The sequence below is a fragment of the Roseomonas aeriglobus genome, assembly GCA_016937575.1.
In the GTDB taxonomy this organism is placed as follows: domain Bacteria; phylum Pseudomonadota; class Alphaproteobacteria; order Sphingomonadales; family Sphingomonadaceae; genus Sphingomonas; species Sphingomonas aerigloba.
Window position 1 is genome coordinate 3405132 of the sequence record JAFHKN010000002.1, and the last position, 12130, is coordinate 3417261.

General features: G+C 67.9%; 12 protein-coding genes. 8 read left to right on the forward strand and 4 right to left on the reverse strand.

From position 1 onward, the window contains the following. The first annotated feature begins 29 nt into the window (after nt 1-29). On the forward strand, nt 30-1157 hold the full coding sequence (locus JW805_16670) for a serine hydrolase (GenBank protein MBN2973642.1): 1128 nt from the start codon (nt 30-32) through the stop codon (nt 1155-1157). Between the two features lie 34 nt (nt 1158-1191). Here the strand turns inward: JW805_16670 and JW805_16675 are convergent, their stop codons facing one another. The 3 genes from JW805_16675 to JW805_16685 all read right to left on the reverse strand — a co-directional run bounded on the left by JW805_16675 (nt 1192) and on the right by JW805_16685 (nt 5224). Continuing rightward, nucleotides 1192-1743, reverse strand: coding sequence for a fasciclin domain-containing protein (locus JW805_16675; protein ID MBN2973643.1), 552 nt, complete (start codon nt 1741-1743; stop codon nt 1192-1194). A 57-nt stretch (nt 1744-1800) separates the two neighbouring features. Then, nucleotides 1801-2892: a hypothetical protein gene (locus tag JW805_16680; GenBank protein ID MBN2973644.1), complete on the reverse strand. Its 1092-nt coding sequence runs from the start codon at nt 2890-2892 to the stop codon at nt 1801-1803. A 67-nt stretch (nt 2893-2959) separates the two neighbouring features. After that, on the reverse strand, nt 2960-5224 hold the full coding sequence (locus JW805_16685; GenBank protein MBN2973645.1) for an NADP-dependent malic enzyme: 2265 nt from the start codon (nt 5222-5224) through the stop codon (nt 2960-2962). Nucleotides 5225-5393: 169 nt separating this feature from the next. Here JW805_16685 and JW805_16690 point away from each other — a divergent pair, with 169 nt between their 5' ends. The 5 genes from JW805_16690 to JW805_16710 all read left to right on the forward strand — a co-directional run bounded on the left by JW805_16690 (nt 5394) and on the right by JW805_16710 (nt 9996). Continuing rightward, nucleotides 5394-5654: a hypothetical protein gene (locus JW805_16690; GenBank protein MBN2973646.1), complete on the forward strand. Its 261-nt coding sequence runs from the start codon at nt 5394-5396 to the stop codon at nt 5652-5654. Nucleotides 5655-5703: 49 nt separating this feature from the next. After that, on the forward strand, nt 5704-5916 hold the full coding sequence (locus tag JW805_16695) for a type II toxin-antitoxin system RelE/ParE family toxin (GenBank protein MBN2973647.1): 213 nt from the start codon (nt 5704-5706) through the stop codon (nt 5914-5916). Between the two features lie 6 nt (nt 5917-5922). After that, a complete protein-coding gene (gene mutS, locus JW805_16700; protein ID MBN2973648.1) occupies nt 5923-8511 on the forward strand; it encodes a DNA mismatch repair protein MutS in 2589 nt (862 codons plus the stop codon). Next, entirely contained in the window at nt 8508-8978 is a 471-nt protein-coding gene (locus JW805_16705; GenBank protein ID MBN2973649.1) for a dihydrofolate reductase, read from the forward strand. Before mutS ends, JW805_16705 begins: the two co-directional genes overlap by 4 nt. A gap of 118 nt (nt 8979-9096) precedes the next feature. Next, nucleotides 9097-9996: a hypothetical protein gene (locus JW805_16710; GenBank protein ID MBN2973650.1), complete on the forward strand. Its 900-nt coding sequence runs from the start codon at nt 9097-9099 to the stop codon at nt 9994-9996. Between the two features lie 281 nt (nt 9997-10277). Here the strand turns inward: JW805_16710 and JW805_16715 are convergent, their stop codons facing one another. Continuing rightward, nucleotides 10278-11213: an ABC transporter ATP-binding protein gene (locus JW805_16715; GenBank protein MBN2973651.1), complete on the reverse strand. Its 936-nt coding sequence runs from the start codon at nt 11211-11213 to the stop codon at nt 10278-10280. A gap of 66 nt (nt 11214-11279) precedes the next feature. Here JW805_16715 and JW805_16720 point away from each other — a divergent pair, with 66 nt between their 5' ends. Then, on the forward strand, nt 11280-11510 hold the full coding sequence (locus tag JW805_16720; protein MBN2973652.1) for a zinc-finger domain-containing protein: 231 nt from the start codon (nt 11280-11282) through the stop codon (nt 11508-11510). An 18-nt stretch (nt 11511-11528) separates the two neighbouring features. Continuing rightward, a complete protein-coding gene (locus JW805_16725; protein ID MBN2973653.1) occupies nt 11529-12125 on the forward strand; it encodes an SOS response-associated peptidase in 597 nt (198 codons plus the stop codon). The last annotated feature ends 5 nt before the right edge of the window (nt 12126-12130 follow it).

Consider the following 12130-nt stretch of genomic DNA (forward strand, 5'->3'; position numbering starts at 1 on the left):
CGTCAGGGGCTGAGGGCATTTCAACGACCGTGACTTTTCTGGGCAGTTTCACCCGTATCGAGCGCGCCATTACGCTTGTCGGCCTGGCACCGGCGGCGCTGATCGGTGCTGGCGTCCATGGCAGCCCGGTTCCGGCGAACCTGCCGCCGCCATCCTATCAGAGCTTCCTGCCCGTCCCCGATTCGTCGCCGCGGACGCCCGCGCCGGCAGGCCTGACCCGCGCCGTCGAGACGTTGCGCAACAATTTCGACGGCCTGGCCGGCATCGCCATCCGCAGCGTCGACGACGGCTGGGCGGTCGACAGCGTCGACGCCGACCGCCGCATGCCGCAGCAGAGCGTGTCGAAGCTGTGGGTCGCGATGACGGTCATGGACCAGATCGATTCGGGCCGCCTGACGCTCGAGACGCCGGTGACGATCCGCCGCGAAGACCTGACGCTGTTCCACCAGCCGGTCGCCGCGCTGGTGGCGAAGGACGGTGTTTACGTCACCAATGTCCGCGACCTGTTGAAGCGCGCGATGACCCAAAGCGACAATACGGCGAACGACAGCCTGCTGCGCACGGTCGGCGGGCCGACGGCGGTGCGATCGTTCATCGCCCGCAAGGGCCTGGGCAATATCCGCTTCGGCCCGGGCGAGCGTCTGCTTCAGGCCGGCACCGCGGGTGTGACGTGGAAACAGGACATGGCGATGGGCCGCGCGTTCGAAGCCGCCCGCGCACGCCTGCCCGCCAATGTCCGCCAGGCCGCGTATCAGCGCTACGTCGCCGATCCGGTCGACGGCGCGGCCCCAGCCGCGATCGCCGGTGCGCTGGCGCGATTGAAGAAGGGCGTGCTGCTCAGCCCGGACTCGACGCGCTATCTGATCGAGACGATGGAAAGCTCGAAGACCGGCAAGTATCGCATGCGCGGCGCCGTGCCGCCGGGCTGGACCTTCGGGCACAAGACCGGCACCGGTCAGGACCTGCTCGGCCGCACCGCGGGCTACAATGACGTCGGCCTGCTGATCGCACCCGATGGGCATAGCTATGCGGTCGCGGTGATGATCGGCGACACGCGGCGTCCGATCCAGGATCGCCAGCTGTTGATGCAGGGCGTGGTCAGCGCCATCGTCGCCAACCACCGCGCCGTGCAGAGCGAGGGCTTCTCCGACCGCTAGGTATCTTCTGCCAGCTGGCGCGCCCGCACAGGGATCACGGCGCCGGCGGCGGGATGACCTTATCGATGCGGTAGATCATGCCGTTGCGCGCCACGATCGGCTGCCCGACGACACGCGCGGCGTCATCGCCATCGCCGACTATCGTCACATCGCCCTGCCGCCGCAGCGTCAGCGGTCCGCCGCCGACGCTCGCCAGCTTTGCGGTACCGCCGGCGCGTTGCAGCCCTTCGGTCAGATCGGCGGGTGCGACATAGCCGGTCGCGGCATGTGCGCGCAGCAGGGCTATCAGTTGGGGCCGCCCCTGCGCTGCCTCCAGCGTCGTTAATCGTTCGGCGGGCAAAGCCGCAAAGGCGGCATCCACCGGCAGGAACAGCGTGTAGGTGCCGACACCGTCGAAGGTGCGATCGAGCCCCGCCGCCTTCACCAGCCGGGCCGCCGTCGACAGGTCGGCGGCGCCGTTCAGTTCGGTCGCCAGGCTGCGCGCCGCGGCCTGTTCGGCGGCAATATTGCCACCCGACGCATTGCCGCCGTTATCCTTGCCGCACGCCGTCAGCGCCAATCCCACCGCGCCTGTCACGACCATCATTCGCCCACGCATCATCATCCCCTTTTGTTTATGTTTCGGCTCGTCGGTCGACGACCGTCAGGTCACGAGCTGGATGATCTGCCGGACGATGCGCGTTGTCGGATCGACGTCGTAGAGCTGGCCGTCACTGTACCGGTACAGATGCTCGTCATTGTCGGCGTAGCGATCGCGGAATTGCGGGGGCACGTTGTAGAAGTCGTAGCCCGGGGGCATTGACTGCCCGACCGACCATTGACTGCCGGTCAGCAGGGCGGCGATGCCGTCGATTGCGCCGGACGTCGGGTTGACGCCAAGAATCGCCCCGTCGCCGTAGCGATAGTCGAGGCCGTCGTTATATCCGAAATAGTCGCCGTAATATTCAGGCACCTGATAATCGGTCGCCGCCTGCGGCCAGATGTTCCCGCCGAACAACGCTCCGCCCAGTAGCGGCAGGAAGGCGCTGACGATGTTGGACCCGCTGTTCGTGCGATAGAGATAGCCATCATCGTACCGATAATCGTACCGCGGATCGTTCCGCCAATCGGCGTAGCGGCCGTACCAGCCGTCGTAGCGATCCGGCCCATCGGCCCAAAGCGGTCGCGCGCGCGTCGGAAGCAGGCAGGCGTCGCCGCGACGGACGGCGCCTAGCGGACAGCCCTCGATCACGCGCGGCGGACCAGCGGCCCAGGCAGCCCGATCGCGGCGCCCCCACGCCTTGCCCTTGGGGTCAGGGCCGGCCCCGTCCGGGCCCCAGCCCTTGCCCCGTGGACCATCGAAGCCCCGATCGTCCTGGCGCTTGGCGCCTAGGCCTTTACCTCTCGGTTCGTCCCATCCGCGCGCGTCGGCGACATAACGCTCATCCCGCGCGCCGGCGGATGGCGGCGGCGGCGGCGGGCCACGATCGGCGCGGTTTTGCTTGGGCCGACCGCGGTCGGCCTGGGTCGTACGGTCACGGTCGGGACCCGCCCGGTCCTGCCTGCCGCGGTCGGGACCCTTAGCAGGGCCGACGCGATCGGGCCCGCGGTCGCCACCACCCTTGCCCGCCGGAGGACCGCCGCGGCCGGGGCCGCCGCCGCCCTTGCCCGGGGGTCCATCGGGTCCGCGCCCCTGCGACAGGGCGGGAGCCGCGGCCAACGCGGCTCCGGCAAGCAACAGACAAAGGCCGCGCATCTGACTCTCCCGAACTGATGTCGGGAGGGCTAACGCGAGTCGATGCGATGCCGTTCCAACCCCGCGATCAGCGGGCGATGCCGCCCGCCGCCAGCACCGCCAGCGTTACCAGCTCGCTGGCGGTTGAGGTCATCGGCGCAATCTGGACCGGCTTCTCCATGCCGAGCAGCATTGGGCCGATGACCGTCTCGCCCCCGAGCTCGCGCAGCAGCTTGGCGGCGATGTGCGCCGACTGCAGCCCCGGCATGATCAGCACGTTCGCGGGACCCGACAACCGGGCGAAGGGGTAATTCGCCAGCTGCTTGGGGTTCAGCGCCACGTCCGGCGGCATCTCGCCTTCATATTCGAAGCCGACATCGCGACCGTCGAGCACCGACACCGCGTCGCGGACATTGTCGAGGAACGCGCCCTTCGGATTGCCGAAGGTCGAATAGCTGAGGAAGGCGACCCGCGGTTCATGCCCCATGCGCCGCGCGACCGCTGCGGTCTGTTCGGCGAAATCGGCCAGTTGCTCGGCCGTCGGGCGTTCGTTGACCGTCGTGTCGGCGATGAACACGGTATGGCTCTGGCCGACCAGCACATGAACCCCGAACGGCGTGCGACCGGGTTCGGGATCGATCACGCGCTTCACTTCGCGCATCGACACCGCCCAGGTCCGGGTGATGCCGGTGATCATCGCGTCCGCTTCACCGAGCTGGAGCAGCGCGGAGCCGAAGATGTTGCGATCCTGGTTGATCATCCGCTCGACATCGCGGCGCAGATACCCGCGGCGCTGGAGACGGGCGTAGAGGAATTCGACCATCTTCGGGACGAGCGGCGAATTGCGGCTGTTGTGCACCTCGTAGACGCTCGGATCTTCGACGCCCAAGGCACGCAGACGGTCGTGCACATCGTCGCGACCGACCAGCACCGGCGTGCCGTAGCCGCCCTCGCGGAACGCGATCGCGGCGCGAAGCACGACTTCTTCCTCGCCTTCGGCGAACAGCACGCGCTTCGGATTGGCGCGGGCGCCTTCATAGGCCAGCGTGAGCACCGAAGTGGTCGGGTTCAGGCGCGCGCGCAAGGAGTGGCGATATGCCTCCATGTCCGCGATCGGCTTGGTGGCAAGGCCGGACTCCATCGCCGCCTTGGCGACCGCCATCGATACGACCTCCATCAGCCGCGGATCGAAGGGGGCGGGGATGATATAATCGGGTCCGAAGACGTGGCGCACGCCGTACGCCGCGGCCACTTCCTCCGGCACCCGGTCGCGCGCCAGTTCGGCGATCGCCTGGGCCGCGGCGATCTTCATCGCATCGTCGATGCCGGTCGCCCGGACGTCCAGCGCCCCGCGGAAGATGAAGGGGAAGCCGAGAACATTGTTGACCTGGTTCGGATAGTCCGACCGGCCGGTCGCGACGATCGCGTCGGGACGCGCGGCCTTCGCGAGCTCGGGGCGGATTTCCGGCTCCGGATTGGCCATCGCGAAGATGATTGGCGCCGGCGCCATGTCCTTGACCATTTCCGGCTTCAGCGCGCCGGCGGCCGACAGCCCCAGGAACACATCGGCGCCGACCAGCGCCTCGGTCAGCGTCGACCGGTCGGTCGCGGTTGCGTGCGCCGACTGCCACTGGTTGATGCCATCGCGGTCGGGGGTGATGACGCCGGTGCGGTCGCACATCAAGACGTGGTCGTTGCGCACGCCCATCGCCTTGATCAGCTCGGTGCACGCGATCGCGGCAGCGCCCGCGCCGTTCACGACGACGCGAATGTCCTCCAGCCGGCGGTTGGTCAGCAGGCAGGCATTGATCAGGCCCGCCGCGACGATGATCGCGGTGCCGTGCTGATCGTCATGGAAGACCGGGATGTTCATCCGTTCGCGCAGGGTCTGCTCGATGATGAAGCATTCCGGCGCCTTGATGTCCTCCAGGTTAATGCCGCCGAAGCTCGGCTCCATCAGCTCGACCGCGTCGATGATCCGATCGACGTCCTCGGTCTTCAGCTCGATGTCGATCGCATCGACGTCGGCGAAGCGTTTGAAGAGCACCGCCTTGCCCTCCATCACCGGCTTCGACGCCAGCGCGCCCAGATTGCCCATCCCCAGGATGGCGGTGCCGTTGGAGATGACAGCGACCAGATTGCCCTTCGCGGTGTAATCATAGGCGGTCGCGGGATCGTCGGCGATCGCCTGCACGGGAACGGCGACGCCGGGCGAATAGGCCAGGCTCAGGTCGCGCTGCGTCGTCAGCGGCTTCGACGCGACGATCTCGATCTTGCCGGGGCGTCCTTCGGAATGGAACCGGAGCGCCTCGCGCTCGGAATATTGGACGCTGGTTTCGGCTTCGTCGGACATGCGGTTCCTCTCCTGGCTGCAACCTGCTTTAGGGGGCGGGGCGCAAGAAGGGAACCGGGCTTGCCGCAGGGGAAATGCGGGGATTGCCGGTTTGCCGGACAGAAATGGGCGGAAATCCACACAATCGAGGTGACTGGCAAAGAGGGCACCAGAAGCCTATGGTAGGTCGATGGAGCGCGAACCCGGCGACTTTTCCCGAGACGACGTCCCCGGCTTTGTCGAGGGCGATGACACGCTTGACCGGTTGCTTGCCGGTATTCCACCGGCACCGGCAATCAAACACGTCGACGAGCCAACAGACGATGACGATGCCGCAGCATTGGCAGACATCGCCGCTAGTCGGTTCGTGACACAAGAGCAGCTTGCACATTGGGCGCGAAGCGTCGGAACGTCGGACTATCGTCCCATGCCGCGTGAATGGCTCGAGTAATTTGGTCACGTCCGGCGCTGCGAAACCTCGCGTCGATCACGACTATCTGATGGACCACGATCCCGCCGCTGCCAGCGCCATCGTCGGACGGTTACTGGCGCTGGGATATAGTCTCGAACATTTCCCAAGTCGCGGACGCCCAAGTGGTCGGTGCAGAGAATTAACGACCGTTCCGCCGTACGTTCTACGATACTCCGTCGCCGACGACCTGGTCCGAATCCTCTCCATCCGCCACGGCCGCCGCCGCCCTCTTGCAGACTGATCCCGCATGACCGCCGCCCCTACCCCGATGATGGCGCAGTATCTGACGCTGAAGGCCGAGGCCGAGGATTGCCTGCTGTTCTACCGCATGGGCGACTTCTTCGAGCTGTTCTTCGACGATGCGAAGATCGCCAGTGGCGTGCTCGACATTGCGCTCACCGCACGCGGCGAGCATGTCGGACAGCCGATCCCGATGTGCGGCGTGCCCGTGCATGCCGCGACCGCGTACCTCCAGCGGCTGATCAAGGCCGGCCACCGCGTCGCCATCGCCGAACAGACCGAAACGCCCGAACAGGCCAAGAAGGCGCGCGGGTCGAAGGCGCTGGTCGGGCGCGCGATCGTGCGCGTCGTCACCGCCGGTACGCTGACCGAGGAAGCCCTGCTCGATTCTCGCGCCGCCAACTGGTGCGCGGCGGTGGGCGAAGCGGGTGGCGGTTTCGCGATTGCCGCGGCGGATATCTCGACCGGCGACTTCGTGGTCATCGAAAGCGACCGCGCGAACCTGTCGGCCGATCTCGCCCGGCTGGGTGCGGCGGAGGTGATCGCGGCCGAAGGATCGGACGCACCCGCCACCGGGCATCGGCCCAAACACGACTTCGACAGCGCGCGCGGCGAGGAACGGTTGAAGACGCTGCACGGCGTCGCGACGCTCGACGGGTTCGGGACAATCGGTCGCGCAGGCCTCGCCGCGGCGGGCGGGCTGGTGGCGTACCTCGATCACACCGCCAAAGGCGCGCTGCCCTTCCTGCGCCCGCCGCGTGTCGTCCAGTCGACCGCGACGATGGCGATCGACGCCGCCACGCGCGAGAGTCTGGAAATCTGCCAGGCTCAAGGCGGCGCGCGGGCCGGATCGCTGCTCGACGCGGTCGATCGCACCGTCACCGGCGCCGGCGCGCGTTTGCTGGGCCAGGACCTCGCCGCGCCGTTGATGGATCGCACCGCGATCGAGGCCCGGCTGGCGACGGTCGCGTGGTTTCATGACGATGCCGGCGCGCGTGACCGGGTGCGGGGGGCACTGCGCGCCTTGCCGGACATCGGCCGCGCACTCGGCCGCCTCGCCGCGGGGCGGGGTAGTCCCCGCGATCTCGGGCAGCTGCGCGATGGCCTCGACGGGGCGTGGCGGCTGGGCGAAAGCCTCGACACGCTGCCCGACGCGCCCGACCTGCTCCGCCAGCTGGCCCCCTCGCTGCGCGGTCACGGCGCGCTGATCGACCTGCTGCAACGCGCACTGGTGCCGAGCCCACCGGTCGACGCCGCACAGGGCGGCTATATCGCGGCTGGCTATGACGCCGCCCTCGACGACCTGCGCAATGCGGGCGCGGGCGGACGCCGGGCGATTGCCGCGCTGGAGGCGCAATACCGCACCAGCACGGGCATCGCCGCGCTGAAGATCCGCCACAACGGCGTGCTCGGCTATCATATCGAAGTGCCTGCGCGGTCGGCCGACCCGCTGATGGCCGAGGGCAGCGGCTTTACCCATCGCCAGACGCTGGCGGGCGTGGTCCGCTTCAACGCCCCCGAACTCCATGACGTCGCGATTCGGGTCAGCCAGGCCGGGGCCCATGCGCTCGCCGCCGAGGCTGCGCATCTCGAAGAACTCACCGCCGCCGCGCTTACCGATCGCGAAGGCGTAGCGCGTACCGCCGACGCGCTCGCAAGGATCGACGTCGCGGCGGGGCTTGCCGAACGCGCAGCCGAAGGGGGCTGGGCCCGGCCCACGCTGGTCGACCACGCCTGTTTCGAGGTCGAGGGCGGTCGCCACCCCGTCGTCGAGAGCGCGGTCGCCAAATCGGGCGGGCGCTTCGTCGCCAACGATTGCAAACTCTCCGAATCCTCGCGCTTGTGGCTGGTCACCGGGCCCAACATGGGCGGCAAATCGACCTTCCTGCGCCAGAATGCGCTGATCGCCGTCCTCGCCCAGGCCGGCAGCTTCGTGCCCGCGACCAGAGCCACGCTTGGCCTGGTGGATCGCCTGTTCAGCCGCGTCGGGGCGTCGGACAATCTCGCGCGCGGGCGATCGACCTTCATGGTCGAGATGGTCGAAACCGCCGCGATCCTGGCGCAAGCGACACCGCGCAGTTTCGTCATTCTCGACGAGGTCGGCCGCGGCACCAGCACCTATGACGGCTTGGCGATCGCCTGGGCGGTGGTCGAAGCGATTCACGAGGACAACCGCTGCCGCTGCCTGTTCGCGACGCATTATCACGAGCTGACGCGCCTCGCCGAGCGCTGCGATGCCCTGACCCTCCACCACGTCCGCGCGCGCGAGTGGAAGGGCGATCTTGTCCTGCTGCACGAAGTCGCCGAAGGGCCGGCCGACCGCAGCTATGGTCTCGCCGTGGCGCGCCTGGCCGGTCTGCCCCCGGTCACGATCAAGCGCGCCAAAGCGGTGCTCGACAAGCTGGAGGCCGGGCGCGCCAAGACCGGCGGGATCGCGGCAGGGCTCGACGACCTGCCGCTGTTCGCCGCCGCTGCGCAGGCCGAGGAAGAGGTGGTCGATGAACTGCGCGCGGAACTCGGCGCGCTCGACGTCGACGCGCTGTCGCCGCGCGAGGCGCTCGATGCGCTTTACAGGCTGAAGGGGCTGATCGCATGACCGAGATCGTCTTCTACCTTGCCCGTGCGGAGAACGGCGTGATCGGTATCGATGGCGACCTGCCGTGGCGCATCCCGGCGGACCTGAAGCGGTTCAAGGCGATGACGATGGGCAAGCCGATGGTGATGGGTCGCAAGACCTTCGAGAGCTTTCCTGCCCCGCTGCCCGGCCGTCGCCACATCGTCCTGACGCGCGCGTCCGACTGGTCGGCGGACGGCGCGGAGGTCGCCCATACGCCCGACGACGCGCTGGCGCTGGCCGGGGACGTGCCCGAAGTGGCGGTGATCGGCGGGGCACAGATCTTTGCGCTGTTTCAGCCAAAGGCGACGCGGATCGAGCTCACCGAAGTCCATGCCGCCCCCGAAGGCGATGCGATCGTGCCGCCATTTGAAGGTTGGCGTGAGACAGCGCGGGAGGATTGCGACGGGTATAGCTTCGTAACGCTGGTGCGGCATTCGAACCACTGACGCTCACCACCCCGGCCGCCGCGCGTAGGGCGTCGAGGTACCGTCGCGAATTGATGGTTCTCGCGGCAGCACCTTTTGCGTAGCTAGCGACGTCCTTTTCTACCCGGAGAAATCCGCCATGCCCCGCCTCGTCCTCCTGGTCCTGATGCTCGTCTGTACGGCCGCTCCCGCGCACGCCGCAACGACCTGTGCGATCGGACCCGCAGGCACCACACAACGCGTGCCCATCGGCGACACCGGCCGGGCGATGACCGTCCACCTGCCCAGCGGCTTCGACTCTGCCAAACCTGCTCCGCTCGTGCTGCTGCTCCACGGCAGCGGCTCGACCGGTGCGGCAATGCTGCGCGATTCGAAATTGGCGGAGGCAGCCGACGGCCATGGCTTCATCGTCGCCGCGCCCGACGCGGGCATCCCCCACGACCAGGGCTTCGTCTGGAATATTCCCGGCGTGCCGACCGTGGCGGGTCGCATTCCGGGCCCGCAGGACGCCGACGACGTCGCCTATCTCGGCCGTGCGATCGACTGGTTCGTCAGCCAGGGGTGCGCGGACCAGGCGCGCGTTTATGCGACCGGCCTGTCGGGCGGCGGGCGGATGACCTCGTGGCTCGGCTGCGTCGCCGCACCGCGCCTTGCCGCGATCGCGCCGGTGGTGGGCCTGCGCGCCGGCAACCCGCGCAAGGACGATCCGACCCGGCCCGATACGAAGAGCTGCCGGCCGGCGAAACCGATGCCGGTCATCGCCTTTGCCGGCGACGCCGACCGGACCAACCCGACTCAAGGCGGTGGGGCGGGCTATTGGCAATATACGATGCACGCCGCCGAGGCGCGTTGGGCGGCGCTCAACGGGTGTTCTGCGGCGCCGACGACGCGCTGGGTCGCCGCCGGTGTGTATGAGGAACTGTATTCGGGCTGCCGGGGCGATGCCGACGTAGCGGGGCGGATCACCGTCGGCGGCGGGCATAGCTGGGTTGCGGACAACGACGCGATGTGGTCATTCTTCGCGCGGCACCGGCGGTAGAGGTCACTCTTTCCCGTTCGTTATGAGCGTGTCGAAGCGCCTTCGTTCGAGCGTAATCCAGGTCCTTTAAAGTGCCTGTGCTCCGGCGAAGGCCGGAGCGTTGGCAGATACAGCCCTTCGGTGTCCACGGCTCCCGCCTCCGCCGGAGCACGAGCAATTCAAGCCAAGTGAGTCAGGCTTTAGCGCCGCATCGATGCTTGGTTCGCGCCGCGGCAAAGCCGCGTCGTCGGTCAGGCTGCGCCTGCCGGCCGTGCGCCGGGCCGCGACGCGGATTAGCGTTGCTATTCCGCTGCCCGGCGCGTGAGGCTTAGGAACACGTCTTCCAGATCCGGCTCCTTCGTCGACACATCGACGATGCCATAGCCGTCCGCCTGCACCGCCGCGAGCACTTCGCCCGCGTTCGCCACGTTTTTGCGATAGGTGATCGTCAGCAATCGTCCCGCCGTCTCGACCTTCTCGAAACAGCGCGCCTCGGGCACTGCGGCGATGTCGCGGTCGACGGTTACCTCGACCACTTTCTCCTGCGCGCGGCCGACCAGCTCCCGGGTCGGTTCATTGGCGACCAGACGACCGTGGTTGATGATCGCAATGCGATCGCACAGCTCCTCGGCTTCCTCCAGATAATGCGTCGTCAGCACCACCGTCGTCCCCGCGGCGTTGAGCGTGCGGACATACGCCCAGAGTTGCTGGCGCAATTCGATATCGACGCCCGCGGTCGGCTCGTCGAGAACGAGCACCGGCGGATTGTGGACAAGGGCCTTGGCGACCATCAGTCGACGCTTCATGCCCCCCGAGAGCGTTCGGGCATAGGCCTTCGCCTTGTCCTCCAGATGCACCGCGCGCAGCAGGTCCATCGACCGCCGCTGTGCCTTGGGCACGCCGTACAGCCCGGCCTGGATTTCGAGCGTCTCGACCGGCGTGAAGAACGGATCGAACAGGATTTCCTGATTGACGATCCCGATCGACGCCTTGGCGTTGCGCGGATGTGCGTCGATGTCGAAACCCCAGATGCGCGCCGACCCGCTGGTCTTGTTGACGAGGCCCGCCAGGATATTGATCAGCGTCGACTTGCCCGCCCCATTCGGCCCCAGCAACCCGAAGATCTGCCCGCGAGGTACGTCGAAGCTGACCCCGTCGAGCGCACGCTTCGGCGCCGCCGACCCGGCGGCAGCATAGGTTTTGCACAGGTCGCGGATCGAGATGGCGGCTTCGGTCATGGGGTGCCCTTACCGCCTTCACATGCCCGATTGAAGGGCGCCCGCGCGATTGCTATCGCACCTTCCATGATCGCCCCGCCCGAAATCACCCGCGTCACCACCGCCCGCGTCGCCTGCGACGGCGCTCATGATGGCCTGCCGGCCGCGCTTGGCCATCCGCGGGTGTGGTTGCAGATCGACGAGCATGGTTATGTCGACTGCGGCTATTGCGACCGGCGCTTCGTGCTGATCGGCGGCCCGGCCGATGGGGTCGATCAGGCGACGCTGCCCGATATTTCCGAGGGCGCGAGCAACTGATCGGGGGCGGGCTTCGTCATGTGCAACGAAGCCTATCGCCGCACCCAGATCGGAGAAATCGCGCGCGACTGGGGCGAGACGCGCATTCCGCTCGTCTTTCCCGAAGGCCTTCCCAACATCGGCGAGCAACCGTCGATCCGCATTACCGATCGTGCGCCGATCATTCGCCGCACCGACAGCGGCACACCCGAACTGGTTGTGCGCCGCTGGAGCTGGCCGGCGCCGGGCGGGCGGCCAGTCTATAATTTCCGATCCGACGGCCGCCGGATCGACAGCGGGCGCTGCCTGATTCCGGTCGACGGCTTCTTCGAGTTCACCGATCCGCCGAAGGATCCTGGGATCACGGGCCGACAGCCCAAGTCGAAATGGGCCTTCACGCTGACCGGACACGGCTGGTTCTGCATCGCGGGCATCTGGCGCAGCGATCCGGCGGTGGGCGAAGCGTGGTCGATGCTGACCTGCCCGCCCGGCCCCGATATCGCCCCGTATCACGACCGGCAGGTGGTCGTGCTGGGGCGCGACGATTGGACCCAGTGGCTCGACCCCGCTGTCCCGAGCGCCGAGCTGTGCCGTCCGCTGCCGGGCGGAAGCCTGTCGGTCACGCAGATACGGTGACTTGC

Coding starts and splice junctions, on each gene's coding strand:
- JW805_16675 (MBN2973643.1), bottom strand. CDS start 1,743: ATGATGGTCGTGACAGGCGCGGTGGGATTGGCGCTGACGGCGTGCGGC.
- JW805_16680 (MBN2973644.1), bottom strand. CDS start 2,892: ATGCGCGGCCTTTGTCTGTTGCTTGCCGGAGCCGCGTTGGCCGCGGCT.
- JW805_16685 (MBN2973645.1), bottom strand. CDS start 5,224: ATGTCCGACGAAGCCGAAACCAGCGTCCAATATTCCGAGCGCGAGGCG.
- JW805_16690 (MBN2973646.1), top strand. CDS start 5,394: ATGGAGCGCGAACCCGGCGACTTTTCCCGAGACGACGTCCCCGGCTTT.
- JW805_16695 (MBN2973647.1), top strand. CDS start 5,704: ATGGACCACGATCCCGCCGCTGCCAGCGCCATCGTCGGACGGTTACTG.
- mutS (MBN2973648.1), top strand. CDS start 5,923: ATGACCGCCGCCCCTACCCCGATGATGGCGCAGTATCTGACGCTGAAG.
- JW805_16705 (MBN2973649.1), top strand. CDS start 8,508: ATGACCGAGATCGTCTTCTACCTTGCCCGTGCGGAGAACGGCGTGATC.
- JW805_16710 (MBN2973650.1), top strand. CDS start 9,097: ATGCCCCGCCTCGTCCTCCTGGTCCTGATGCTCGTCTGTACGGCCGCT.
- JW805_16715 (MBN2973651.1), bottom strand. CDS start 11,213: ATGACCGAAGCCGCCATCTCGATCCGCGACCTGTGCAAAACCTATGCT.
- JW805_16720 (MBN2973652.1), top strand. CDS start 11,280: ATGATCGCCCCGCCCGAAATCACCCGCGTCACCACCGCCCGCGTCGCC.
- JW805_16725 (MBN2973653.1), top strand. CDS start 11,529: ATGTGCAACGAAGCCTATCGCCGCACCCAGATCGGAGAAATCGCGCGC.